The following is a 26,892-nucleotide window of genomic DNA, read 5'->3' on the forward strand; positions in this document are numbered from 1 at the left end:
GCGGTGCTTCCCGGGCAGATGCCTGATGATTTTATTGATTGTTGAAAATAGAAACGCCGTCCTTCTTGTTATAACGCTCCGTAGCTTCTTTAATAATCTCGTTTCCGCCTTTCGACTTGTACTCTTCGATGACTTTAGGCCAATCCGAAATCGATTCCTTGCCGTAAATCATTTTGACCATGTGATCGATGATCAGCTTCGGTCCGGTGTCTCCCAGCGGAGTCAGATCGGGATATTTCGCGAAAGCTTTCAAATCGGGATAGAAGCCGATACCCGGCAGCCCTTCCTTGGACAGAACCGTGTCAAACGCTTTCAAAATATCCTGTCCGTCCTGATTCAGACCTAATTGTATTTTATTATAGGTGGCATCCTGCGCCATCCACAAGGTGCCGTAACGGAAGCCCTCTTCCTGGGTCTCCTCTTTGTTCGCAGGAAACTTGTAGTTGATCTTCCCATTCTCGACGGTGTAGTTCTCGCCTTCCACCCCGAGACTGAAAAACTTGGCCGCTTCGTCGGTTGTCATCCACTCGAAAAATTTCATGATGCCCGCAGCTTTATCTTGACCTACATTCTTATTGATATAGAACGCACGCACCATCGGGGCGTACAGGAAGTATCCGCCTTTGCCCTCCGGCCCTTTCGGAGATGCGATGACATCGACCTTCGCCGAAGGGTCGACCGCTTTAATGCTGGTTCGGAAATCCTTCAGCCCGGTGCCGACATTGGCGGACGACATGCCCGCCTTGCCCGCGTTGATGTTCTTGCTGTAATCGGTGGAAGAGATCGTCGCGAAATCTTTCGGAATCAGCCCTTCATCGTACATCGTTTTCATCGTCTGCAGCGCTTTCTGCGTATTTTCCACATCGAAAAACTTCGGTACGATCTGGTCGCCCTGCTTCTCGAACTGATCCTTGTATGGCAATACGTCAAAAGCCCCCAGAATGACATCGGCATATTTGAAGTTTTCACGCATTTGATAAGGATTTTCTACGCCGAGCTTTTTAAACGCTCTCATGACATTCAGGAAATCGTCGACCGTCTTCGGTACCGGCAGCCCCGTCTTCTCCAGCAGATCCGTCCGAATGTACGTACCGCGCCGCGACGGGTTCGTCAAATAATCCGGTATGGCATAGATTTTACCTTGATAGGAAACGGAGTCCCAGGCCGCCTTCGGCACTTTTTGCAGCAGGTTCGGCGCGTACTGCTTCAAGAGATCGTCAAGCGGCATAAATACGCCTGCCTCGACGGAACCGGACATATCTTTGCCTGTCGGCATGTCCAGGCTGCCCAGCACATCGGGAATGTCGTTGCCGGCAAACAGGACGCTCATTTTTTCCCGTTGAATTAATCGAACGTCCAGCTCCGTGTTGGTCAGCTTATTCAAGCGTTGGACCCACTTGTCCTTGTTCAGGTCGGGAGAGCGCTGCGCGTAACCGTCCCCCGTCGTCGTCGGCAGCGAAATGGAAAATTTCAGCGGCCCCTTATCCGCCGTTGTTCCGTTTGTGCCGCTTGCCTGCTCCTTGCCTTGGCTGGAGCAGCCCGCCAGCGAACCTGCAGCCAGCACCGCAGCCATGACCAGACTTACCTTTTTTTTCATCGTACCCCTTCTCTCCTTCACATTGTACTAAAAGTGATATTCAAATCCAAGATGATTGAATACGCTTACAGGCATCATAACCCATTGCATCGAAGGAGCCCACGGACTAAATTACGGGCGGTTGTCTTTATTTACGATTTGACCGAGCCTACAAGCATCCCCTTGATAAAGTGCTTTTGCAGGAACGGATAAACCAGCATAATCGGGATCGTTGCGATGACTATGACCGCCATCTTCATCCCCTCCGGCGATAAATTCAGGGCGGATTCAAGCGCGGAATCGGAAGCGCCGAACTGGTCTGTAATGACCATTTCCCTCAGTCTTACCTGCAGCGGGATCAGCGAGCGGTTGTTGATGTAGTAAATGGCGGCGGAGTACGTATTCCAGTTGGCAACGGCATACATAATCCCCATCGTCGCCATAGCGGGCTTCGAGAGCGGCAGCACTACATTCCATACAATCCGCATCTCCCCGCAGCCGTCGATTCTTGCCGAATCGATCAGCTCGTTGGGCAGATTCATAAAGAAGGAGCGCATCACGAACAAGTTAAACGCGCTGATCGCAGTCGGAATCATAAGCACCCACAGCGTGTCCAGCAGCTTCAGCTGCTTCAGAAGCAAATAATTCGGAATGAGCGGCGCATGAAAAATCAAAGTAATCAAGACCAGAATCAAAATGATTTTGCGGCCGGCATATTCCTGCCTCGATAAGGGGTAGGCAAGAGAGGCTGTCGCCGTCAAATTGATCAACGTTCCGCATACCGTGATGATCACGCTGTTTCGGAATGCGATCCATATGGACGGGTCCTTGAGTATGGAAGCATAGTTCGCCCCGGTGAAATGGACAGGCCAGAAATAAACCTGACCCATATTAATCGCAGCGCTATTGCTGAAAGATTGGGCGATGACATGCAGCAAAGGCAGCACCATCGTTAATCCGAGCAAAGTTAATAAAGCGGTATTGAACCTGTTGAACCATCGTTGGCCCCGGCTGATAATCATAAATAAGTCGTACCTCCTGCTCGTAATAAAAATAAGATCTTAATACAGTCCTTCTCCGGTCGCTTTCTTGCTGAAGGTATTGCCGATAAAGATCAGCAGGAAGCCGACAACCGATTTGAACAGCCCGATAGCCGTCGTATAGCTGTACTGCCGGTCGACCAGTCCCGCGCGGTACACATAAGTGTCTATAATTTCCCCATTCTGGCTGTTCAGCGGGTTAAGCAAAATGTACACGCGCTCGAAGCCGAAATCGAGGAAGTTGCCGATGTGCAGCAGGAACAGGATGGTGATCGTCGGCAAAATCGCCGGAACGGTAATGGACAAGGTCTGACGAAGCCGGTTGGCGCCGTCGATCTCCGCAGCTTCATAAATGTCCGGATTAATGCCTGCAATGGCTGCCAAATAAATGATCGTTCCCCATCCGCTGTCCTTCCAGACGCCTGTGCCTATCAGTATCGAACGGATGTACGCGTTATCGCCGAGGAAATAAATCGGCTCGATGCCGAGCATGGACAGCACGTGATTCACGAAGCCGGTCGTCGGGGAGAGCAGTCCGACTACAATGCCGCCGACGATAACCCAGGACAAAAAGTGAGGCATGTAGATGACCGTTTGCACGAACCGCTTGTACATCGCCGACCGGAGCTCATTAAGCAGCAGCGCCAAAACAATCGGCACCGGAAATGCGAAGCACAGATCGTACAGCCCGATCAACAGCGTATTTTTCAAAATCATCAAAAATTCATCATACGCAAACATCCGTTGAAAATGGGACAGTCCTGCCCACGGGCTGCCTGTAATACCTTTAAAAATGTTGTAATCCTGAAAAGCGATGACCGATCCCATCAAAGGGATGTATTTGAACACAATAAAAAATAAAATACCGGGGATGGAAATCAGATATAACGGATAATATTTACGTGCGGACGTCCACCGTGCTTTTTTATTCGGAAAAGCAGCCTGAATCGTATCCGACGGTTGAATCTTGCCTGCCATTCGTACACCTCTCCTCTAGTCGTCAATAATGCCGGTCTATGCCTTTCATCTTACCCGCCGGGTTCTATTGTCAGCTAGGGACTCCTTTCCGCTGTCTTGTGTTTTTTTACGTTTTGTGCGGACCGGGCTCGGACTTCCCCCAGCAGTTCATGAAGACTATTGAACGGTTGCACATCCCAAATCATCTATGTTATATTTAATCTCCTGTGTCTCAAAATACGTACGGATATGAATGGAGGTTGTTTAGCTTGGAAGCCAGCGTGCAGAGCGCGTACGATGAAGAATTGAAGCGATTAGAGGAAACGTTTACAGAAATTGACCGGCAGCTTGCCGTCTTGAAGGATATCCCGCCTTACACGGGGCAGGATCATACGGAGCAGGTTCTTGAATCGATTCGTGATACCCGCCGGCGCAATCTGGCCGTCGCCCAGACGGAGCCGTATTTCGGCAGACTGGACTTTCAGGAAAACGGCCATCAAGCCCCTGCTCCTCTATATATCGGGAAGGTCGGCGTGGAAAAGTGACCCTACGCTGGAGCTGATGGTCGTCGACTGGCGCGCCCCGGTAGCCAGCTTGTTTTATTCCTTTACCGGAGGAACCGATGCCGTCTCGTATGATTCGCCGGACGGTCTCGTAGAAGGACTCGTCTATTTGAAGCGAAATCTGGTGATCCGCAAGCAAATATTGCAGCGGGTCGTCGATACCTTTGACCGCTCGGGTGATACGATGGCCGTTACCGACGAGTTTCTGCTGTACCGCTTGGGAGAAAATAAAGACAACAAGCTGCGCGATATCGTCTCAACGATTCAATCCGAGCAGGATGCGATTATTCGTGCCGTCAAAAATACCGCCCTCATCATTCAAGGGGTTGCGGGCAGCGGTAAAACAACCGTGGCGCTTCACCGTCTTGCCTACTTGCTGTATCAATACCGCGATCAGGTGAAGGCCGAGCGCATGATCATCTTCGCGCCGAACCGGATGTTCCTCGATTATATTTCGGGCGTGCTGCCGGAGCTTGGCGTCGGACATATTCAGCAAACGACCTTCTCCGACTGGGCGCTGGAGCTGCTGGATCATGAAATGAAGCTGGCCGACCAGTCCGAACGGCTGCATTACTGGTTTCAAACCGGTCCCGGCCGACCTGCAATGGACGATACGGCACCGGGCCGGTTCAAAGGATCGCTTCGTTGTAAAGGCTGGCTTGAGCAGGCGCTGGCTCAGTACGAGAAGGCGGCCGTGCCGGCGGCGGATTTTACTCCTTGGGAAGGCAGCCGGCTAAAGCAGGCGACGATCTACCAGTGGTATCACGTGGAGAACAAGCATGAGCCGCTGATGAAGCGGCGGGAGCGCGTGCTCGCGCGGATCAAGCGCTGGATGGAAATGGAGCTCGACAAGGTGTGGGAGGTCCGATCTAAAAAAGGATTATAAAAAGAAAGGCTCGGCAAAGCTGCGGGACTTCACGAAGCAATGGACGGCTTATACGCCTTTTACCTTTTATAAAGAACTGTTCCGGGCGGACGGTCCGCCTGCCTTCTTAACGAAGGAGCTGCAATCGGAGATGCCTGCAGAGCTGCTGGCCTCGACCCAGGCATATTTGAAGAAAAAAACGGTGCAGCCGGAGGATCTGGCCGCGCTGCTTTACATCCGGTCGCAATTTTTCGGCATTCACGGCGATTTGACCTTCGATCATACCGTGATTGACGAAGCACAGGATTTCTCGCCGTTTCAGGTGGAGCTGCTGAGGCTTCATACCCGGAACCAATCGTTCACGATATTGGGCGACTTGTCCCAGGGGATTCATGCTTACCAAGGGATTCGCGATTGGAAGGAATTCAGCGAGCTGTTTGAAGAAGGCTCGACGGCTTACTACCAATTAAACCGGAGCTACCGCTCCACGATGGAAATTATTTATTTCGCCAACGAAGTGTTGAAAAACGGCTTGGAGCAGACGACCGCTCTGGCCGTTCCGGTGTTCCGCAGCGCCGACCCGGTACAGGTCAAGCGCGTTTCGGATAAGGAGCTGACTGACGAGCTGCGGAAGGAAATCGACAGGCTTCAAGCGAAGGATACGACGACCATCGCCCTCTTGACCCGTACGGAGCGCCGAAGCGAACAGCTGTACAAACGGCTGACCGAGGGGGGAGTGCAGGTCAACCGGATTGGCGCCGGCGGGCAGCAGTACCAGGGCGGGATTTCTCTCGTGCCTTCCTTTATGGCCAAGGGGCTGGAATTCGATGCCGTCATCGTGCTCGATGCGGATGAAGACTCCTATACCGCGACGCCGCAGGATGCAAAGCTGCTGTACGTCGGTTGTACCCGCGCTCTGCATGACCTGCAGCTCTGGTATGACGGCACCCCTTCGCCGCTGCTCGAAGGAATTTCCGGGGATTTCGTGGCTTGGCATGCGTGATATAGCTTGATCAGTGACGCCCGAGACGATCGGGCGTTTTTTTTCATGTCATAGATTGTTTAAGCTTATAAGAACGTCAACATGGTATTGAAGAAATCCTATCGTGATAATGACAATATTCAACCCGGCACAGCAAAAATAACCCGTATCCATTCTCTCCCCTATTGCGAGAGAATGGATACGGGTTTTCGTGTGCCTGCCGCTTCAGCCCACTTTTAAAGCTAAACGCGCTATGTATGCGGCGGGATGAATAATATTATTATTTCGCGGTGTTCACAGCTAACGATTTCAATTCGGGCACGACATGAGCTTTGCCGCCGGTCAACGCGCCGACCAGGTTCTCGGCCGCAACTTTGGCCATCCCGTAGCGGGTCTGGCTCGTAGCGGAGCCGATATGCGGCAGTGTCACTACGTTCGGCATGCGAAGCAGCGGATTGTCCGGCGAGACCGGCTCCTGATCGAACACGTCGAGTCCTGCGCCGCGGATTTTGCCCTGCTGCAGCGCATCGATCAAGGCCTGCTCGTCTACCGTCTGCCCGCGGGAAGCATTAATGAAGAACGCAGTCGGCTTCATCAGGTCGAAATGCTCGGCACGGATCAAATGCTCCGTCTCCGGGGACAGCGGCGTCATCAGCACAACATAGTCCGCTTCCTTCAGCAGCTCCTCCAGCGAGCAGTACCGTCCGCCGAACCGTTCTTCAATGTCCGGCTTGGCGCTGCGGCTGTGGTAAAGCAGGTTCATATCGAAGCCGTGCACCGCACGCTTGGCGATCGCTTCGCCAATGCGGCCCATGCCGATAATCCCGATGGTCGCATGGTGCACATCCATACCGAACAGCTGCTCTTCCTTGACGCCGCCTTTCTTCCATTGGCCCTGCTTGACGAAAGCATCCAGCTCCGCCACTCTTCTGCCTGCCGACAGCATCAGCGCAAGCACGAGATCGGCAACCGTATCGTCAAGCACATACGGGGTATGCGTTCCGATCACGCCTCTTGCTTTCATCGCCTCTACATCGAAATGATTGTAGCCGACCGATACGGAGCTGACCGCCCGCAGTCTCGGTGCTTTATCCAGAAAAGCCGCGTCGATCGGGCCGCCGGACAGCATGACGCCTTCATAGTCGTGAATGCTAGCTTCAAGCTCCGCTCTGGGCATCGAGCCTTCCTTGTCCCATACGGTACAATCCAGATGCTCCTGCAAATACGCCAGGATCGGTTCAGCCAATTTTCGCGTTAACAATACTTTCGGTTTCGTCATTTAGAGCACCTGCCTTGTTATTAGTCGTGTTCCCAAGTACGAATGCGCTTATTGCTTTCTTACGCCTGAACCGCTTGCTGCTCCGGAGAGAGCACCTCGTTCAAGCTGCCGGAGCGATACCCCTTCAAATCCATCGTTACATAGGCGTAACCGATTTCTTTCAGCTTCGCATGAACGGTTTCGGCAACGGCCAGCACCTGAGCCAGGTCCGATGCAGGCACCTCGATACGTGCCAAATTGTCATGCTGACGGACCCGCACTTGTCTGAAGCCGAGCTGGATCAGGAAATCCTCCGCTTGATCGATCATCGACAGCTTGAGCGCCGTGATCGCTTCGCCATACGGAATTCTCGAAGACAGACAGGCAAAGGAAGGCTTATCCCAGGTGCGCAGACCGAACTGACGGGACATATGGCGGATTTCCGCTTTCGTAATGCCCGCTTCAAGCAGAGGCGCCCGAACCCCTTTTTCATGCGCTGCCTGCAGGCCGGGACGATGCTCGCCCAAATCGTCCGCAATTGCGCCGAACACGACATAAGGATAGCCGCGGTCCTGGGCAATAGGGATCAGATGGTCGAACAGCGAGTTTTTGCAAAAATAGCACCGGTTCGTCGGATTCTCCGCATACCCCGGGATATCCAGCTCGCTTGTATGAATAACGACATGGGGAGCGCCCAGCTCCTTCGCCAGTGCAATCGCTTCCTCTTTTTCGCGGACAGGATACGTTTCCGAATCGGCGGTAATGGCCAATACCCGTTCCGGACCGACAAATTCAAGCGCCGCCTTCAATAAAAAAGCGCTGTCTACACCGCCGGAAAAGGCGACCACGATCTGTTCCATCGAATTCAGGATCTCTCCGAGCTTCGCATATTTCTGTTCCATTGATTCCATCTCGATTCCTCCTGAACATTTGGGCACCCTCAGTGCTCAAAATTGTATACAAACTGAACTTATACTCCATGGATACGGAGCGGCAGATGTTTTTGCAATCGTGTGCATAAATAACCAACATAAGTCTGCTCCCTATTATAGCCCTTTTTTCTCCATAGAAAAAGAGGGAACAGGCATCTGTCCCCTTTAAATTTTAGATGGATCCGGCAAAAGCCGAAATGCGGCCCCTTCAAATCGTCGTGGACCGCGGTAAAAATCCCCTTCTCCGCTGCTCGGATCAGGGCGGCGGCGAAAGGGATTTTGGCTTGCTGATACCGGCTCATTTAAAGCAAGGGCGGTTCACTTTGACATTTAAAGCTGCTGCTCAATCGCCTGAATCAATTCCGCATCCTCCGGGGCTACGCGGCTGGAAAAGCGGCCGGCCACCTCGCCGTTCTTCGAAATCAAAAACTTCTCGAAGTTCCATTTACGTCGCCCTGCGGCTCGGCGTGCTCTGTCAGCCATTGATATAACGGGTGCTTGTCTTCTCCCAATAGGTGCACTTTGCCCAGCAGCTCGAAAGTAACGCCGTAATTCAAACTGCAAAACTGCTGAATTTCTTCGCTGGTTCCCGGCTCCTGCCCGCCGAAATCGTTGCACGGCACGCCCACAATGACTAGACCGCGCTGCTTATACTGCTGATTCAGCTTCTCCAATCCCGCATACTGCGGCGTAAAGCCGCATTTGGAAGCAACGTTGACCAGAAGCACCGGTTTTCCTTTATATTCGCTAAAGCTTTTGACGCCTCCATCCGGCGTAGGTACGGTAAGCTCATAAATGGCTGACATGGCAAAGCCTCCTCTATTTATCTCATCCTGTCCATCTTATCACGTTCCCCGCTGGAATAAAAATCCATGCATCATTCGTATCCTGCATCCAATTTTGTTACAATATACCTACGTCTCGGCCATTCGGCGAAATGCCGACGGGCCGTACTGCCGCAAAACCTAGAAGGAGGCCCCTGCAATGAATGAAATTGAGACGATCCAATCCAAAATGGAGCAAGCGATCCGGCTGCTCGAAAGCCGGTTTCTGGAACGCGAGGAGCTGATCCGGCTGCTTCTGCTCGGTCTGATGAGCCGGGAAAACGTCCTGCTGATCGGCCCTCCCGGAACCGCCAAATCGCAGCTTGCCCGGGCGGTCTCCCAGCTGTTCGGCAGCGGCCGCTGGTTCGATTATTTGCTGACGCGGTTTACGACGCCGGACGAAATGTTCGGGCCGGTTTCGCTTCAGCAGCTGAAGCAGGATCAATACGTAAGGCAGACCGACGGCTATTTGCCCTCCTCGGATTTCGCCTTTCTCGATGAAATTTTCAAAGCGAACAGCGCGATACTGAACGCGCTTTTGTCCATATTGAACGAACGGGTCTTTTTTAACGGCAGGGAAAAAGAAAACTCCCCGCTCGTCTTTCTTATGGCGGCCTCCAACGAGCTGCCGGAGGAAAACGATCAGCTGACGGCGCTCTACGACCGTTTTCTGATTCGCTACGAGGTCGGCTTCCTGAAGCACATGTCAAGCTACGAGCAGATGTTCCAGCTGCCGTCCGACCCGCTCCCCTCCCTGCTGACGCTCCGCGATGTGGAAGCGATCCGTCAAGCCTCCGACAAGGTGACGATCCCGGAATCGCTCATTTATATGCTGTATCAGCTGAAAACCGGGATGGAGGCCAAAGAGTTCGCCTTATCGGACCGCCGCTGGCGCAAAATCGGCCAGGTCTGGAAAACCTCGGCGGCACTGAACTGCCGGGATACGGTGAATGTCTGGGATACCGTATACACTCCGCATATGCTGTGGGACTTCCCTGAGGATTTGAATGTGCTCACAGAGCTGTTCCAGCAGTGCTTTCAGGAAGCGTTGAAGCAGGAATCGGAGCGCGAGCTCCCTCTCCATACCTATGACCAGACGGCGAAGCAATGGCTGAGCATGGAGGATGAGCTGCACTCCTTCCAATTCAAGAAGGAAGTCGGGGCCAAGATGAGCAAGGAAGCCCAGGAGGAAACCCGCGACAAGCTGGAGCGCTGCCGGACAGAGCTGGAGGAGACGGCACGGCTGCTTCGCGGCAAGCTCGTCCAATGGCAGCAGCGCGAGAAGGATTTGCCGGGATACATCCGCAACCAAAACTTCCTGATCCGCCATACCGATACCTTCGCGGTGAAATATACCCGCCTCCGTATTCAGGGGGAGCGGATTCTGCAGACGCTGCAGGGCCTGTACCGGACGCTGTTCGACCGGGAAATTCCAGGCGTTCATTATGATTACACCTTGTGAGCGGCGTTTCAAAAGTGAAGTTGAATTCGTACAGGAAACCGGCGGTGAACGAACATGATGATTCAATGCGCCCGAATCGATCGATACGTATTTGACGGCTATATCCATTCCTCGCGCACGGCGCAGGAGTGGATCCGAGAGGCGCAAGCAACGACGGCTTGGTTCTCCGTGGAGCTGTTTGCCGATTTTTTTATGTGCTTCTATTTGACCGAACCGCAGACCGACCGCGCCAACGACGCTTCTCCGTTTCACCGTTGGCTTGTCGGACAGCTGCGAAGGCAATATTTTTACCGTTCCATTCATCCGCGGACCATTGGCGAGGTGAACGCTTCCTTCAAGACGGCGTTGAAGGCGCTGATGTGGCTGACCTCAAGCTACAACGAAGAAGTGAAGCGGCGCAAGCAGGAGGAACAGCTGCTGACGCTCGGCCTGAACGACCGCAAGCAGCAGCAGGGGCAGGAAGCCGCGTTAATTAACGAGCATCTGTCCGAGAAGCAGATCGCCCAGCTCAAGCTGGTCGGCTATACGCTGCAGCAGGGCAAAAGGAATATGGAAGAAAAGCAGGCGGCGCTGGATTCGCGGCCGCTGGTGGAAGAAGAAATCGTTCAGCTGAAGGGCACGCATCGACTCGCTCAAGGAAGAGATGCGAACCGACTTCATGAAGCGGGATAAAGCGAGGCAGAAGCTGAAGAAAGCGGAGGCCGAGCTGGAGCAGCGGGAACGGCAGCTGGAGCGGTTCACCAAGCGCGATCAGGAAACGTTCCGTCAGCTCGAAGAGCAGCTGGGGCACTGGCTGAACCGCGCCTTGAAGGAAACGCTCGAGGGTGAGGACAGCGAAAGCCTTAACCTTCATGAGCTCGTACAGTCCAGCCAGCGGATCGCCAACCGCCGCTGGGGCAGCGACCTCGGCCGTCTGCACCGGCAGGAGTTCGCCAACTATATGCAGTGGCTGGATAAGCTGAAGCGCCATCCGGACCTCGTCGCCTTCCTGCAGGAAGTCGGACGCAACCTGCAGCATTTGAAGGTACAGCGCAAAAAAATGAAGACTCCGCATATCCCTGAGTCTTATGACGACCTGCGCCAGTCCGGCGATATCGCCCACCTGCTGCCCAGCGAAGCCAGCCTGCTCGCCGACGAGGACTACGAGATGCTGTTCACGGTCAAATGGCTTGACCGCAAGCTGCTGACCTACAACGTATCCGGGTCGACCGACGAGCCCCAGAAGGGGCCCGTCCTGTGCATGCTGGATACGTCGCATTCGATGCGCGGCAGCAAGCTCCGGCTCGCGCAGCTGTTCGTCGCAACCTTCGCAGCGTTCAGCCTGCTGGAGCGCCGCGACTTCGTGCTGCTGCTGTTCGGCTCGCGCGGCGAGCTGCTGGAGCAGCCGCTCTATTGGCGCAAGCCGGACTGGCCGGCGCTGTACGCCTTGTCGCAGCTCGCCTTCGGCGGCGGGACCCATTTCGATGCGCCGATCAAGCGCGGCATCGAAATCGTCGAGGGGCATCCGCGCTTCGAGGATGCCGACTTCGTGATGGTCACCGACGGCATCGGGACCATCAGCGCTCCGGTCCGGCAGAGCCTCGCCGAGCTCGGCGCGCGCAAGCAGGTGCGGCTCCATTCCCTGATCATCGGGAATGCACGGCAGCACCTGGTCAACCGCTACGACATCCTGGGCGTCTCCCATCAGGTGCGCTTCGCCTCCACCTGGGAAACCCAGGACCCGGAGAAAAGCGAGCTGCTGCTCGATGTATTCCGCAAGCGCCGCTAAACTAAACGTGGCTGCCCTTAGGCGCGGTTGCCCTTAGCCCGGCTAAGAGGAGCCTGTCATGCCGAATACAAGAACACCAAGGGGCAACGCTGAGCATGCCGTCACGGCTGCGCTTCCTGCCATGCCTTTTTTACAAGCCGTGCGTGCCCGCCATCTCAATGCCTCAGGTATGCGCACCGCACCTCTCTCCGGTATGCGCACCTCCTGTACAAGGGGTATCGGACCGGGCTGCCAATGGGCTGGCGGAGCTTGCAGGGATTTTCCAGCCCAGCCTACACGGTCACTCCGCGGTTCAACGCGGATCCCTCTCGCCTTCGCAGCATGCTATAAAGCATAAGCCCGCCCCTCCGGAACGGAAGGGCGGGCTTATTTTTCCAGAATTATTGTATGTATTTACAGGTGACATAGTAGGGATAATCCATCACCCGCTGTACCTTCTCCGCTTCGGAAGGTCCGAGCCAATATTCGACCAGGAAAAGCCCGAGATCCAATGAAGAAGCGACTCCGCCTGCCGTAACCACGTCCCCGTCCTTCACGATCCGCTCCTCCCACACCTCGGCGCAATAAGGAGCAAGCAGCTCGTAAGCGCTCGGGTTTGTCGTGGCTCTTTTTCCCTCAAGAAAGCCTGCTGCCCCCAGCAGCAAAGCGCCGGTGCAAACCGAAGCCTTCAGCTTGACCGATGCGGCTGTTTGCAGCCAAGAGACGAATTCTTGGCTGCTTCTCAGCGACCTTGTGCCCCAGCCCCCCGGGACAAACACGACGTCGTACCCGGACAAATCGGGGCGAACGCAATCAAGGTGCAGGCGGACGCCCAGCTCATCCGTCACCTCTTCGGTTAATGCGCACAAATCCCATTCCACATCATCCATCAATTTCAGTGATTTTAGCCGGGTCATCACATCATAAAAACCGATAAAGTCCAGCATCGTTACTTGATTAAAAAGGACAAACGCAATCTTCATAAAAACAGCACGCCCCCCTGGAAACGTTTTCCGTCCGTGATCGACAAGCTCTGCCGATTATGCATACTCTTCCATTATACCATGAAAAAGCTGGAAACATTCCCTAACCGGAACAACGCCTGCTTCCCCTATATAAACTTACACCAGCTCAAGCTCCTGCTCCGCCTTCTGCCGGATCCGGTCGATAATTTCCTCGAGCGGCTCGGGATGCAGAAGCTCCACAGGCGAAATGCCTTTGTCGAATGACAATCCGTCTCCTTCAAGCACCACCACATACTTATCCCCAAGCTTAGCGATATGCAGCCGGTCTCCGAAATCGGCAAGCAGCGCCCGGACGGATATCGAATCCAGCTTGAACTTCATTTCAATATCCGGCTTCTGTTCAATTAAAAAGGAGGAGGCCTCCATCACCTGCACCGGAGTCCATTTTTCCTGAAGCTCGCGCTGCTCGCTGCAGGCCCACAGCTCCATCGCTTCCGTTTCTTTCTCGCGCTCCTCCGTGTTATCCTCATACACTTCTTCGATGAACTGGTGCACAAAGCCCATCACCTGTTCATTCATAATTTCAGGCATCGACTTCTCATACTCGACATATTTCAAAAAGTCTTCAAAATACCTTGCATGGGACGACTGATGAATCTTCAGCTCCCTCACCTCAAGCATGCCTTCCTCCGGCATATGAGGATACATGATCGACTTCATATTTTTAGCGTTGATGGCCATTTCCACTTGATTCAGCAAGCTGCGCTCATCGGTAATACGGGCTATTTTCTGCTCAAAATCGCATTTCAGCACGAATAGAAACGGCTCGTCAAACAGCTGGGCATGCTTGGCCCGGACGACGAACATCGCTCCGCCCCGAATGGCGCTTGTATCCATGTACGCTTGAACGAGCGCCTCCGCGTGCTCCGTGTATTCATCTTGAGTTTCCGCAATGCGCAGCCGGGCCAGCATATTGTAGTTCGGATTGCTGTCCAGATCGTAGCCCGGTTCGACCACGAACATGCCGATCTTGGTTGGAACCTGCTCGGCCTTCGGATTCCGCTCGGCCTTGCGCTTGGCGATTTTGCTGAATTCCCCGCCTAGAAAGGTGCTGAGCTCACTCTCCGCATAATCTTCGCCATCGAGCGTCTGGTAGTGCTTGCACCGTTTGCCGCCTTGGCCTTCCTCTCCGTCCACCTGGATAACAAAAAATGAGATATACTCCACGTCGAATTTCATCGGTTCCTGCTCCCCCATATCCCAAGCTTTGCAGCAACAGCTTCATTGCCTTCGTCCCCGCCGCCGGCTTCATAAAAAGTACCGGCCGCATGCAAGGTCACGGCTCGACAGTTTGCTGCGCAAGTAAAAACCCACCCCATAAGCTTGTACATGCAAGCCACAAGGTGGGTGTCGTTCCATGGTAACACAGGAAGCCGTAAAGCGGCAATGCTCTTCTGCTCCCAATTTTGTGTTGTTTTACATGATGACGCCGCATGCAATCCGGTTGCCGGAATTGCCTGCAGGATCTGTTTTGTAATCGTCCGCAGCTTCGTGAATGACAAGCGAGGTGCCGCCCGGCTTCAGCAGGGAATTCGCTTTATCCTTCTCGAGCGTTACCTTCGCATCGACGAACTCCGCTTTGCCTCTTCCGTCGGAGCCAACCTCCAGGTTCGGCAAATCTCCGGCATGCGGGCCTTCCGGATTATCAAAGCCGTGCTTTTTCCCTTCCGGGTTCAAGTGCTCTCCGGCGGTTTTGAAGTCCGGCGCCTGGCAGACTCCCGTCTGATGGATGTGGATGCCGTGCTTTCCGGGCGTTAATCCGGCAACGTCCACCGAAATTTTCACGCCTTGCGGAGTCTGTAACAGCTTGGCGGTGCCAATCTTGCTGCCTTTGCTGTTAATGATCTCGATCGATTTCTCGATTCCCGACGAGGCGGATTTGTCCTCTGCGGCCACATCCTCCATCGGCGCTGCTTTTGCAGGCTCGCTGCCGTGTGCGGCATGCTCGTCTGTTTGTCCTGCAGAGCTCGGATGGGTCGATGCCGACATGGCAGGCACTTTCCATTCACAACCTGTCATTAACAGCAGCGCACAACCGAGCAGCATCGCTCCTTGACTCACCCTTTTGTTCATGTACGTTTCCTCCAATCGACAATGGATCCTGATGTACTTTGCTGTACCCTATTCCATTGTTTACGTATTGGAGCATTATTAAACATGTTTTTACAGCTCATTTGCTTTGAAAAACAATCGGCAGAGCCGGAGGCCCTGCCGTCCTTATTTATTAATATTCGTTCGATGCTTCCCGGAACGGGTTACGCCATTCCATCAGCATCGCATAGTTCAGCGATTCCTCATCCTCCAAGTACCCGGGAACCAGCTTTACAGGCGTCCGTCCGCAGCGCAGCAGAAAGGTCATGACCGGATCCTTGAGCGCTCCCGCCAATACCGCCTCCGCGTAGCTTTCGGGAGACATCTCGCCTGCATGAAGATGATAGCCCGGGATTCTTCCCCCGCCTAACAAACGCTTGAGGTTCAACGCCACGACAACCTCATACATCGACTGCATCAGCAGCTTGCCGAGCCCGAGCTTACGGTAGGCGGGTGCCGCGCATATATCGACGATATATAAAGTGTTTCCGCCGGGGCGATGGTTCGCAATATACCCGCGGTCGGTAATTTGCTCCCAGGAATGATCCGCATCGGACGGATCCCAATCGATAAGCAGCGCGGTACTTGAGGCGACGGGCCGGCCATCGATCTCCACGCACAGCGCCCCCTGCGGAAACAGGGTCACATGGTTGTCCAGCTGCGCTTCGTTCCACCACAGCTCCGACGGGAACGGCGGCGGGAAGCTTTCCTGCTGAATCTGAATCAGCCCCGGAAAATCCTCCCTTGTGTACGAGCGGACGATCGCCTTGACAGGGCGTTCCCGGTCAAATACATACAGCTCTTTACGGTACAAAGCGGCCTTCCTCCCTCGGCTTTGATGCATCCGGCAGAAAGCATCGGAAAAGGTTACCCGGACGATTCCGTTCCTGCCTCAGCTCCAATCGGTATACAGATCGGTGCGCCGGTCTCTCCATGTGGTGACCGATCCCTTCTCGCGCACCTGGTGAAGCAGCTGCATATTCAAGTCGGCGGTAATGACCATATCATGGTTCACTTCACCGGCAGCCATAATGCCGCCTGGAGGAAACGGGACATCATTAGGCGTAATGACGGCAGCTTGCCCGTAGTTGCCTCTCATGAAGTCCACGGTCGGCAGCGAGCCGACCGTACCCGTCGTGACCACGTAAATTTGATTCTCAATGGTTCGGGCATGACACGTATAACGGACACGGTGGAAGCCATGCCGGTCGTCGGTGCAGGACGGGCAGAAGATCAGATCCGCTCCGCGGGCACGGGCCATACGGACGATTTCGGGAAATTCGATATCGTAGCAGATGAGCATGGCGATCCGGCCCTTGGGCGTATCGAACACCTGCAGTCCGTCTCCTGCCGCCATGCGCCATTCCTTGACCTCCGTAGGAGTAATGTGCAGCTTGCGCTGCTCTCCGATGCTGCCGTCCGGCGAGAACAGAAACGCCGTATTGTACAGCCGTCCCTTTTCTTCAATAATGTGTGTGCCTCCGATAATATGCATACCGGTCGACTCGGCAAGCGAGACGAATAACTGCTTATAGGCATCCGTATAGGCCGGAAGCTCCTCAATGGTCAGCGCCTTCGGGTGCGGCTTCCCTCCACCGATAGACATCAGCTGCGTGGTAAACAGCTCTGGAAACAGAACGAAGTCGGATTCGAATTCCTCCGCGGTTTTGACATAATGCGTTACCTGCTCCGCAAACTCCTCAAAGCTGCCAATCGTCTGCAGATGATATTGTACTGCCGATACTCTAATATTCATGCAGATGCTTTCCTCCTCAAACTATAGCCTGGCTCTCAAGCTTGTTCCTTCTCGTCTTGATCCCCGGGCATTTCCTCAATCGGATCGAAAAATAAGATGTGCGGCTTCTTCACGCACCAGGTCGTCATGCACCGCTGGTTGGCCACGTTCACGGTTTTGATCGGCTCAAGCAGGATGCCCTGCAGCTTTTCCGTCGTACGCAAAAGCCTTTCTTCGTCCACCAGAAACCGGATGCTTCCGTCCGGAAGCTTATAGCGGGATTCGCCTAACGGTTGAATCCGGCCCTCAATTCCGATCGAAGAAGCAAGCCGGGCGAACAGTAAGCCTCCGGGCCGAAGCACACGCCACAGCTCATGAAGCATTTGCTGAAAATGAGCTTCGTTCGCAGCAAAATGCAGGACCGCATTGCAAATAACGACGTCAAAGCTGTCGTTGGCAAAGCTCATTTTCTCAACCGGCTCCACCCTCGCCCGATCCGCGGTCCAATGGCCGGCCCAACGTTCGCCCAGCTTGCGCACCGCTTCGACCGCCTCTTCCGATCGGTTCACCGCGTACACATCAAAGCCGCTGCGCAAAAAATAAGTAAGATTGCGTCCCGTTCCGCAGCCGGCGTCCAGAATTCTTTTGTCCTCCGTAATACGTCCCTTTAACAGCTGATCGAACAAATAAATGTCGATATCCCCGAATAGCTCGCGAGGGTTCATTCTTGGCATCATCCCGCTTCCAAATCATGACTATTAGTTCCGTCATTATATCATCTCTATTTGAAGAAAACCATGCACAGAAAGGGTTCGGCGGGTAACGGCCTCTATTCTTGGCGATGTGCTGACGTAATATGTAACGGATCGCTGCAAATCCAATCACCACGGCAAAAACGGCCTTGATTCGTCCGAAGACGAAACAAGGCCGGGCGCTTAAGCTGAGACATAGCTCAATGAAGAACCGGGCGTCATATGCCAAAGGTCAATCCGCCGTTTACGGAAAGACATTGGCCCGTAATAAACCGGGCTTCGTCGGAAGCCAGAAAGGCGACGGCCGCAGCGATATCCTTCGGCTCCCCCATTCGCTGAAGAGGAACCCGCCCCGCATAGTCATCCGTGCTGGCCCCCGCATGGCGCTCTACCGGAATCCAGCCGGGAGCGACGAGGTTCACCCGGATTCCTGCAGGTTCCAGCTCGCTGGCCCAGGACCGGGTCATTCCGATCATGGCGGACTTGGCCGTGACGTAGCTTGCAAACCGTGCATTGCCCAGCTGCACCACCTCGCTGCCGATGTTGACGATGCTGCCGGAGCCTGCCGCCCTCATCCCCGGCAGCACGGCCTTAACAAGCAGCAGCGGCGCCTTAACGAAAAAGGCCAGCTGATCCTCATAATCCTTCCAGTCACTGTCCTCGATGGACAGCATCGGCTGTGGGCCTGTAGCGTTGTTCACCAGCACGCCGATAGATCGTCCGAAGGCTGCCTCCGCTTGCCCTGCCGCTTCCCGCACTTCTTCTTCCTTTGTAATATCGGCGCGGATAGCCAACGCCTCTCCGCCTGCCTTCGCAATCAGAGCGACCGTATGAGCCGCATCCTCATCGCTGTGAGCATAATTGACGGCAACTGCCGCCCCCTGCTGCGCCAGCTCCACCGCGATCCAGCGCCCCAGCCCGCGGGAAGCTCCCGTGACGAATGCCAGCTTCCCCTTCAGCTTGCCTGGGATCGGTGAAGGGTTGTTCGTGGAATGCTGCATGTGCTGCCCCGCCTCCGTTCTTATTGGGCGTAGCCGCTCTTGCCGGCATCCCCCGCAAAATATTGCTTTAAAGGTACCATGGACGCATCCGGCACGTAATATTTAAATGGATTGTCGTCAATGACCCCAAGCAGCTGTCTGCGGACAGGAGAAGCATCCCTCAGCAGTTTATCGGAAACCGTGTGGTAATCGATCGGCCGCATCCAGATCGGGCTGTAACCGAGGAAAAGCTGCCGCCGGGTAAATTCGGACCGGTTGGGAGCTCCGGCATGCCATAAATTTTGCGGAAACACGAATACGTCCCCGGGACTGCCGCAAATTTGAATTTCATTATGAAGCTTATCGTCCACATTCTGAGAATCGGGACGGAACGGCTTATTGTGAGAGCCCGGAATGATCTTCGTATTGCCGCGGTCCGGCTGGGACATATCGCTCAAGATGTAGCACGTCTTGATATAATAAGTGGAAGTCACCCCGCCAATCGCCGGAAACTGCGGATGCGGCCCGTCCTGATGCCAGTTAATGAAGCTTTGCGTAGCCGTCTTCGCGTCCTGCGGATTCGGTTTGCGGATCGTCAGATGGGAGATGTGAAGCTGAATATTGTAACCGAGCAGCTGCACCATTAAAGGCAGCAATGCCGGCTCGTCGATGAGGGATGCGATCTCGTCATGCCGCTCTACGCTGTTGTAAATATTATAGGCGAGCGCATCCTGCGGCTCTTGAGCCAGAATCTCATCTATGGCGGCATTCAGCCGCTCTACCTTTTCGGGAGATAAAACATTGCGCAGCAGCAAATAGCCCTGCTCGTGAAATTGTTCGGAAAGCGACTGCAAGTCGTTGGAAACGGCGGACATGGAAACACACTCCTTTGGATACGGAATTGGATATGAGAATGGAGCGGAGAGACGAGCTCCCCGCTTGTTACATACACATGGAACATCCTGGCGTACTGCTTATTTGATATAACCCAAATCCTTCAGCTGCTTCTGCGCGCTGTCCATATAAGCTTTATAATTCATCGACGATTCCAGCGTCTTCAGGAAGCTGTCGTATTCCGCTATCGGTCTTTTTCCGAAGATGAACTTCGCCAGCTCTTCCTCGATAAACCGGTTGGCATCCGCGGCATTATAGCCGTTCGGATAATCCACGAATCCGTTCAGCGCCTGAATACGAGGCTGGTTGTTGGCAAATTCAATAAACGGCGCCTGCTTGGCGAATTTAACCTGCAAATATTCCATTTCCGGACGGCCCGTGAACTGGTACAGCCAGAAGTAGCCGCCTTCTTTTCCCATCAGATCGGTTGGAACGACCTTCGAGCCTTCCAGATTATAGTGCTTGCCCTTGACGCCATACTGCACCAGAAGAGAGCCTGTATCTTTAGTAGAGACATAATTCAGCAGATCGAACACCTTTTGCAGCTTCTCCGGGCTTTTCTCCAGCGTTTTAGGTATCGCATACAGCCCCGCAGTCTTGCCGATATCCCAAGAGCTTGCTGTTTGGCCCCCAGGCCCTTTCACCGCATCGACTTGAACCCAGTTGGCATTCGGATTGACCGCTTTGATCTGCTCGACGAATTGATCCTTGGTCATGTTCGGCCAGTCAATGTAAATGATGCCCGCTTGGCCCTTAATCGCCTTCTGCTGGTGCTGCAGACCGGAATTCGCCATCAGCTCGGGGTCTACCGCCCCCGCCGAAGTCAGCTTGTTAATAAAAGCGAGCGCATCTTTCATCGCAGGATCGTATAAGGAATTGATCAGCTTGTTGTCTTTCACATATAGACTTGGCACATTGTCGGAAAATCCGATGCCGTAGGCGCCAAAGATCGTATTGAAGACGCCGAATTTCCCGCCGGTCATGCCGATCGTATCCTTCTTTCCGTTGCCGTCCGGGTCCTTCTCGACAAAGGCTTTGGCTGCCTCCAGCAGCTCATCGGTCGTTTTCGGCACCTGCATGCCCAGCTTATCCAGCCAATCCTTGCGGATGAAATACGTATCGTACGGGATCTGCGGCGTTTTGGAAACTGCGTAAATTTTCCCGTTCATCGTGCCTTTCTTCAAGCTGTCTTCGCCGATGAAATCTTTGACCGGCTTCAGCTTCGAATCCATGTAAGGGCTCAAATCCAGCAGCAGCCCCTGCTCGGAGAACTGCTTCAGCTGCTGTCGGTTCACCATGAACAAATCGGGAAAGTTCGCGGAAGCCATCCGAACGTTAAGCTGATTCTTGTAATCGTCCCCTGAAGCATACACGGTTAAATTCAGGTCGGTGCCGAGCGCCTTATCCAGCTCCTGCTTAATGATATCCTGATCGGGCGCAGGCAGCCCATTGCCGGTTTCGATAATATCCAGCTTGACCGGCTTGCCGCTGGAGGCAGCAGCAGGCGCATCCTTGCCGCCCGCCTGTGAACCCGTCTTGGCCCCGGAGCCTCCGCTGCAGCCTGCAAGCACGGTGCCTCCAAGCAGCAGCGTACTCATGGAAACGATAAGCGCCTTCTTTGTCGATGTCATTGCAATCCCCTTCTTTCTTTGGATAGATGATCTATTGAATCGGCTGCCCGGGCCGCCTACCGCATTGTGCGCCGCCCGGCGTTCCGTCATTCAACCTGCAGCTGCTCTGCCCTGAGCAAAGACGTTCCATCAGCCTTTTACCGAACCAAGCAGCATCCCTTTGGTGAAATGCTTTTGAATAAACGGATACACAATGATGATAGGCAGGCTTGCCATCACAACCGAGGCCATCTGCATCGTCTCGGTCGGCAGCATATTTTCCGCGTTCTCAAGCGGCTGCTGCGTAAGCATCAACAGCTCGCGGATAATGACCTGCAGCGGAAACAGCGTCCGGTCTGTCACATACATGACGGCCTGGAAAAACTCGTTCCAGTGGCCCACCGTATAAAATAAACCTACCGTAAGCAAAGAAGGGACGGATAATGGCGCCACAATTTGAAGCAGGATGCGAAATTCCTTCGCTCCGTCCATCCGAGCCGATTCGAACAGCTCCTCCGGCAAATTTTCGAAAAAGCTTTTCATAATAAGCACGTTAAAGCTCCAAACTGCATTCGGCAAAATCATCGACCAGACCGAGTCCAGCAGTCCCAGCGATTTGACAATCAAGTAAGTGGGGATTATTCCGCCGCTGAACAGCATGGTGAATACGACCAGCAGCAGAAAGAACTGGCGCCCCGGCAGCAGCTTGCGGCTCAGCGGATAAGCCATCAGAACCGTTAAGATCAGATTGACCACGGTGCCTACGACCGTAATAAAAATCGTCACCCAGAAGGCGCGGGGAATGCCCGATTCAGTCAGCAGCTTGTGGTATGCCGTAAAGGTCGCAGATCTGGGGATCAGGATGAAGCCTCCGTTTTTGAGCACTTCCGAGAAGGGCGTAATGGAAACGGATACTACGTACATGAGAGGAAAAACCGCCGCCAAGCCGGCCAGGCCCAGGATGACATAAACCAGCGTGTTCATCAGGCGGTCTTCGATGCCTTTTACCATATCCCCTCACCCCATTTCTTCGACAGCTGATTCGATCCGATGACCAATACCATGCCGATAACCGATTTGAACAAGCCGACCGCAGCGCCCAGACTGAAATTCAATTGCTGCAGACCGGTCCTGAATACCCAAGTGTCCAAAATATCCGCCACCTGATAAACTTGGATGTTGTATAAAATATAAATTTGGTCGAAGCCGGCATCCATAATGGTCCCCAGCTTCAGAATGAACAGCAGCACGATCACGCTGCGAATCCCCGGAAGCGTAATATGCCAAATCATTCTTAGTCTGTTGGCGCCGTCCACTCTGGCGGCCTCATACAGCGTCGGATCGATTGCCGTCATAGCGGCCAGATAAATGATCGCGCCCCATCCGAGATCCTTCCAGATTTCGGAGCCTACCAGGATCGTTCGAAAGTAATCGATCGAGGTGAGAAAGCCGATTGAGCTGCCTCCCGTTTCCTCCAGCCACCGGTTCACCAGCCCTGAGTTCTGCGAAAACAACGCGATCAAGATCCCGTAAATAATGACCCACGATAAAAAATGCGGCATGTAGGTCAAGGTCTGAACAACCGTTTTGAACCAGCGAACCCGGCATTCATTCAGCAAAAGCGCCATCGCAATCGGCGGAACCATGCCAAACACCAGTTTATACAGGCTGATAACCGTTGTATTGACCATGAGCTGGGAAAAATAAGGCGAATGAAAAAAGGTTTGAAAATGCTTGTACCATGGGTCCGCCCAGGAACTGCCTACAATGCCTTCCAGCATATTGAAATCCTTGAAGGCTATGATAACGCCGTACATCGGAACATACCGGAAAATAATGTAGTAAATGACGCCCGGGAGAAGCATCAAGTAGAACGCCCGAAACGCCCATACCCTTTTGCCGAAAAGCTTCAGCCGGCGTTCCTTCTGCCGGACAGCGGGCACTTCTTCTAGCGTGAGCTCCCGTTCCATGGGATCACCTCCTCTTAGGTTGTATGCGCTTTCTTCTATACCATTAAGTATAGCTGCGGGCATTTGGAGGTTCTATACAGTGATCCTGCGAAACTGTTTCAATTATTGCAAACGCTTTAATTTCCAAGCATATACGCCGGCAGCTCGATTCGAATCAGCGTTCCTGCTCCCGGAAGGCTTGCGATGCGCAGACCGAATTCTCCGCCGAAGTGAAGCCGTATTCTCTCCTGAACGTTCATAATGCCGATCCCGGTAAACCGGTGCTTGTTCGGGGCCTTTCTGCGCTCGGAGAAGACGCTCTCCAGCTGCTGCGAGTCCATGCCCACTCCGTTATCCCGCAGGTAGACGATCAAGCGGCCGCGGCGAAGCGCGGTGCGGAGCCGAATCGTTCCTTGCACCTTCTGCGGGGCCAGCCCGTGGAAGATCGCGTTTTCCACCAACGGCTGCAGCGTCAGCTTTAATATTTTGCAGGGCAGCGTTTCCGGCGCGATCTCCATGTGCAGCGCAAACTTGTCGCCATACCTCACTGTCTGGATATGCGCATACATCCGCAATCCTTCCAGCTCTTCTTCTAGCGAGACAAATTCGCTGCTTTTATCAAAGCTAAACGATAACAACCCGACCAGAGAACGGATGGTGTCCCGCACTGCTTCGGTTTTCTTCTGCTTGGCCAGACTGCTGATGCAGGCAAGCGTATTGTAAAGAAAATGCGGCGCAATCTGGCTTTGGAGCATTTTCAGCTCATACTGCTTTTTCCGCTGCTCCATTTCCTTCGTTTCGGTCAGCAGCAGATGAATCCGTTCCATCATCGCGTTATAGCTTTTGGCCAGACGGCCGATCTCGTCTTCGCGCTGAACCGAAATGCTCGGCAGCACCTCCATATCCCGGACCGGTCCGATCTTGGCGACCAGCATCCGTACGGGGTAGGTCACATACCGGCTCATTGTATAAGAGCTTACTAATAAAATAAGGATCCATACGGCTGCAGCGGTTTTGTAATTGTTGTACAGACTGATGATATTCTGATAAAAATAGCGGTCCTCGATAAATGCGACGAAATACCAGCCGAGCTTGTTCATGCCCGATTTTACGGCGACAAGCTTGCTCTTGGCTCCGTCTATCTCCGTAATGCCGACAGGCAAATCCCCCACTTGCTCTACGAAAGCGGCATGCAGCTCCGGCGGAAATACCTTCGTGTTATACGGAAGCAAGTCATAGTAAAACATCGGCCAGCTCGTATCATAGGTGTTCACGACATGATTTTTGTTCGTAATAATCGTAAAGGTCTGATTCTGGGAATTCATCAGCTGGGAGAGCATCGTGGTCAGCCGGACCAGATCGATTTCAACTACAGCCATGCCTTTGAGATCCGAGTCCGCCTTGGAGCGGATGGGCAGCACAAAAGCGACTGTCTTCCCGGACAGCGGAGACTGGTAAGGCTCGCTGATCATGACGCCGTAATTGTTCCGCGCCTGATTATAGAGCTTCTGCAGATAAGGATTGCCGATAATGTCGTAGTAAACCTGGGTATTGGATAAAACCTTGCCGTCCGAACGGATAAAATACAAAGTCTTATACAGCGTACTGTTATTTTCCGCATATTGGCGCAGCACCGTAACCGCCTCGTCCTCCTTCCCCTCCTCCAGCAAGTCGTCCCGGGTCGACAGCAGCAAAAGAATATTTTGGACGTTATCCAAATACGCGTTCAAATACAAGTTCGTGCGGTCGATAATTACCTGGGCGTCGGACAGCACCTGCTTGCGGAACAACTGCTCCGCATCATGCAGATTACTCCAGGCCAGCAGCCCGAATAACACTAAAGTTCCTGCAAAAAGAAACAACGAATGCTTCACCGCCATACTTCGGCTGCGGCACCAGCGGAGCCATCGCGCTATCATTGGGCACCGCCCTTCTTGTACTCCGTCGGCGAAACGCCGGTTCGGTTGCGAAACAGCACCGAGAAATACCGGTAGCTCGGAATCCCGATTTGCTCCGCCACCTCATACACCTTTAAGCTGGTCGTTTGCAGCAGCTCGATGGCTTTATCGATCCGAATACGGGTGACGTACTCGTTAAAGGACTCGCCGACTTCCTCACGGAAGAGCCGGCTCAAATAGAAAGAGCTGAGCCCCACCCGATCCGCCATCCAAGTCAGCGTAATCGGCTCCGCGATATGCTCCGACACCAGCCGCATTGCCATAGCGACTTCCTTGCGCTGCTTCGGCCGCTCGCCGTCTTGTTCCTCGATCTCCCTGACGATCAGCGAGATCAGCTCCGCAAGCGTCCGCGCCGCCTGAAAGCTGGCCGCAGCTTCCTGCCGGCGCAGCGGGCCCCGGTGCCCTTTCCACAGCTTGAGGTTAGATAAAAGCCAGGCCTTCAAAGCATTCGGGTCGGGCCTTAACCGAACCGCCCATTCAAATAAATCCTTGCGGCAATATTGCGCCAACGATTCCCGGCTCGACTCTGCCTGCCGCAGCAGCTCCGTTTGTTTCTCCAGCTCCGTTCTTGCTTTCGCCTCGGCCTCGGAGACACGTCCTCTCTCCGCAGCCGTATAACGCCGGTACAAAGCATCGGCCGCATAGACGGTGCCTTCGCCATCGTAAAAAAACGCAGCCTCAGGCAGCTTCGTTTGCTCCAATGCTTCGGACAAGTCCGCCGCAGCCCCAACATATGTGCCCGCTGCTGCATACAAGCCTGCCCGCTGACGCAAATAGGAGATTCTGGCGTCCAGAGCGGATTGTAAATTTCGCATCCAGCCTCCGGCTTGCTCCAGCAAGCTCAAAGCCTGCTGCCCTTTTACTTGGTCAGCCTCCCTGCGTTCCATCAGCATATAATCGTGCGGGCCGACGGCTATCCATCGGCGGAACAGCGTGCCTGGGGCCCAATTCGACTCCCATTCGCTTAACAACGCCTGAAGCTCGCGATGGGCGAATAAAGCCTCCTGGGCACGCACATGGACATGCAGGCGCAGTACGCCTACAGGAAATGGAACCTGCCAGCTTCGCAAAACGGCTCCGCACGCCTCCCGGATTCCTTCCGGCTCGGGTTCCTTTCCGATAGAGGTGAGCAGACGCGTCAGCTCCCAACGCTGCCGGTTCAGCTCGCTGCGCATATAGTTGCGCTCCCGCTGAATGGCTTCCCGCGCTTTGTCCAAAACCTGCTGCAGCTCGCTGTCCAGCAGAGATACCTTGATCAAATATTCCAGGGCTCCCAGCTTGAGAGCTTCCTTCGCATAAGCAAAATCGGTATGGCATGTCAGCAGCACGACCTGCGTCAGCGGAAATTCCTGCTTGATCCGCCGAAACAAATCCATGCCGTCCATTACAGGCATCGTGATATCCGTAATGACGACATCCGGCGCAAGTCTCCGGCACAGCTCAAGCGCTTCCTCTCCGTTTTCGGCCTCGCCAATCAGCTCCGCGCAGCAATCCTGCCAATCAAACAGGCGGAGCTCCTCGCGCAGCGGCAGTTCATCGTCTACAATCAGGACGGTTAACGGTTGTGTTTGAAGCATAGGTTTGTTCCTCCCACCGTTTAGTAAACGCTTTCATTTTTATGTTTATGTTCATCATAGCATACGGCTTCTAACGAACCTATACAGAAAAGCTGTGAAAAAGTACAAAAAGCTG

The 26,892-nt window shown here is 54.0% G+C and carries 19 protein-coding genes and 3 pseudogenes; 3 read left to right on the forward strand and 19 right to left on the reverse strand.

Going from position 1 to position 26,892, the window contains the following annotated elements; translation table 11 throughout:
- Positions 1-31 precede the first annotated feature (31 nt).
- From ACHHV8_RS18715 to ACHHV8_RS18725, 3 genes are all read right to left on the reverse strand, one after another.
- On the reverse strand, positions 32-1,597 hold the full coding sequence (locus ACHHV8_RS18715; protein ID WP_395160484.1) for a type 2 periplasmic-binding domain-containing protein: 1,566 nt from the start codon (positions 1,595-1,597) through the stop codon (positions 32-34).
- A 131-nt stretch (positions 1,598-1,728) separates the two neighbouring features.
- Positions 1,729-2,598 carry a carbohydrate ABC transporter permease gene (locus ACHHV8_RS18720; RefSeq protein WP_395160486.1) on the reverse strand — a complete coding sequence of 290 codons (870 nt, stop codon included), beginning with the start codon at positions 2,596-2,598 and terminating at the stop codon, positions 1,729-1,731.
- 39 nt (positions 2,599-2,637) lie between these two features.
- Positions 2,638-3,594, reverse strand: a complete 957-nt coding sequence (locus tag ACHHV8_RS18725; RefSeq protein ID WP_395160488.1) for an ABC transporter permease — start codon at positions 3,592-3,594, stop codon at positions 2,638-2,640.
- A gap of 248 nt (positions 3,595-3,842) precedes the next feature.
- On the opposite strand from ACHHV8_RS18725, the pseudogene ACHHV8_RS18730 reads away from it, so the two are divergent.
- Positions 3,843-6,004, forward strand: a pseudogene (locus ACHHV8_RS18730) (HelD family protein).
- A 259-nt stretch (positions 6,005-6,263) separates the two neighbouring features.
- Here the strand turns inward: ACHHV8_RS18730 and ACHHV8_RS18735 are convergent.
- The 3 genes and pseudogenes from ACHHV8_RS18735 to ACHHV8_RS18745 all read right to left on the reverse strand — a co-directional run bounded on the left by ACHHV8_RS18735 (position 6,264) and on the right by ACHHV8_RS18745 (position 8,979).
- Entirely contained in the window at positions 6,264-7,262 is a 999-nt protein-coding gene (locus ACHHV8_RS18735) for a 2-hydroxyacid dehydrogenase (RefSeq protein ID WP_395160490.1), read from the reverse strand.
- A gap of 59 nt (positions 7,263-7,321) precedes the next feature.
- Positions 7,322-8,152, reverse strand: a complete 831-nt coding sequence (larE, locus tag ACHHV8_RS18740) for an ATP-dependent sacrificial sulfur transferase LarE (protein ID WP_395160492.1) — start codon at positions 8,150-8,152, stop codon at positions 7,322-7,324.
- Between the two features lie 351 nt (positions 8,153-8,503).
- A pseudogene (locus ACHHV8_RS18745) lies at positions 8,504-8,979 on the reverse strand (glutathione peroxidase).
- 178 nt (positions 8,980-9,157) lie between these two features.
- Between ACHHV8_RS18745 and ACHHV8_RS18750 the strand changes: the two are divergent.
- Positions 9,158-10,459, forward strand: coding sequence for an AAA family ATPase (locus ACHHV8_RS18750; protein WP_395160494.1), 1,302 nt, complete (start codon positions 9,158-9,160; stop codon positions 10,457-10,459).
- Between the two features lie 54 nt (positions 10,460-10,513).
- Positions 10,514-12,227: pseudogene (locus tag ACHHV8_RS18755) on the forward strand (vWA domain-containing protein).
- A gap of 380 nt (positions 12,228-12,607) precedes the next feature.
- Here ACHHV8_RS18755 and ACHHV8_RS18760 read toward each other — a convergent pair.
- The 13 genes from ACHHV8_RS18760 to ACHHV8_RS18820 all read right to left on the reverse strand — a co-directional run bounded on the left by ACHHV8_RS18760 (position 12,608) and on the right by ACHHV8_RS18820 (position 26,777).
- Positions 12,608-13,189 (reverse strand): DJ-1/PfpI family protein, encoded by a 582-nt coding sequence (locus tag ACHHV8_RS18760; RefSeq protein WP_395160496.1) that lies wholly within the window; start codon positions 13,187-13,189, stop codon positions 12,608-12,610.
- A gap of 138 nt (positions 13,190-13,327) precedes the next feature.
- Positions 13,328-14,410, reverse strand: coding sequence for a DUF3900 domain-containing protein (locus tag ACHHV8_RS18765; protein WP_395160498.1), 1,083 nt, complete (start codon positions 14,408-14,410; stop codon positions 13,328-13,330).
- A 237-nt stretch (positions 14,411-14,647) separates the two neighbouring features.
- Positions 14,648-15,304 carry a superoxide dismutase family protein gene (locus ACHHV8_RS18770; protein ID WP_395160500.1) on the reverse strand — a complete coding sequence of 219 codons (657 nt, stop codon included), beginning with the start codon at positions 15,302-15,304 and terminating at the stop codon, positions 14,648-14,650.
- Positions 15,305-15,455: 151 nt separating this feature from the next.
- Positions 15,456-16,136, reverse strand: coding sequence for a GNAT family N-acetyltransferase (locus tag ACHHV8_RS18775; protein WP_395160502.1), 681 nt, complete (start codon positions 16,134-16,136; stop codon positions 15,456-15,458).
- A 78-nt stretch (positions 16,137-16,214) separates the two neighbouring features.
- Entirely contained in the window at positions 16,215-17,078 is an 864-nt protein-coding gene (locus ACHHV8_RS18780) for a carbon-nitrogen hydrolase family protein (protein WP_395160504.1), read from the reverse strand.
- Between the two features lie 35 nt (positions 17,079-17,113).
- Positions 17,114-17,782 carry a class I SAM-dependent methyltransferase gene (locus tag ACHHV8_RS18785; protein WP_395160506.1) on the reverse strand — a complete coding sequence of 223 codons (669 nt, stop codon included), beginning with the start codon at positions 17,780-17,782 and terminating at the stop codon, positions 17,114-17,116.
- A gap of 245 nt (positions 17,783-18,027) precedes the next feature.
- The gene (locus ACHHV8_RS18790; RefSeq protein ID WP_395160508.1) at positions 18,028-18,810 is read right to left on the reverse strand and encodes an SDR family oxidoreductase; all 783 of its coding nucleotides are present in this window, start codon (positions 18,808-18,810) and stop codon (positions 18,028-18,030) included.
- A gap of 20 nt (positions 18,811-18,830) precedes the next feature.
- On the reverse strand, positions 18,831-19,664 hold the full coding sequence (locus ACHHV8_RS18795; RefSeq protein ID WP_395160510.1) for a phytanoyl-CoA dioxygenase family protein: 834 nt from the start codon (positions 19,662-19,664) through the stop codon (positions 18,831-18,833).
- A gap of 99 nt (positions 19,665-19,763) precedes the next feature.
- Positions 19,764-21,314, reverse strand: a complete 1,551-nt coding sequence (locus ACHHV8_RS18800; RefSeq protein ID WP_395160512.1) for an extracellular solute-binding protein — start codon at positions 21,312-21,314, stop codon at positions 19,764-19,766.
- 129 nt (positions 21,315-21,443) lie between these two features.
- Positions 21,444-22,304 (reverse strand): carbohydrate ABC transporter permease, encoded by an 861-nt coding sequence (locus ACHHV8_RS18805; protein WP_395160514.1) that lies wholly within the window; start codon positions 22,302-22,304, stop codon positions 21,444-21,446.
- On the reverse strand, positions 22,298-23,263 hold the full coding sequence (locus tag ACHHV8_RS18810) for an ABC transporter permease (protein WP_395160516.1): 966 nt from the start codon (positions 23,261-23,263) through the stop codon (positions 22,298-22,300). The genes ACHHV8_RS18805 and ACHHV8_RS18810 overlap by 7 nt, the downstream gene beginning before the upstream one ends.
- 116 nt (positions 23,264-23,379) lie before the next feature.
- Positions 23,380-25,161, reverse strand: a complete 1,782-nt coding sequence (locus ACHHV8_RS18815; protein ID WP_395160518.1) for a sensor histidine kinase — start codon at positions 25,159-25,161, stop codon at positions 23,380-23,382.
- Positions 25,158-26,777, reverse strand: a complete 1,620-nt coding sequence (locus tag ACHHV8_RS18820) for a response regulator (protein WP_395160520.1) — start codon at positions 26,775-26,777, stop codon at positions 25,158-25,160. The genes ACHHV8_RS18815 and ACHHV8_RS18820 overlap by 4 nt, the downstream gene beginning before the upstream one ends.
- Positions 26,778-26,892 lie beyond the last annotated feature (115 nt).

Origin of the sequence: Paenibacillus sp. TAB_01, from assembly GCF_043945595.1 — a bacterium.
In the GTDB taxonomy this organism is placed as follows: Bacteria; Bacillota; Bacilli; order Paenibacillales; family NBRC-103111; genus Paenibacillus_S.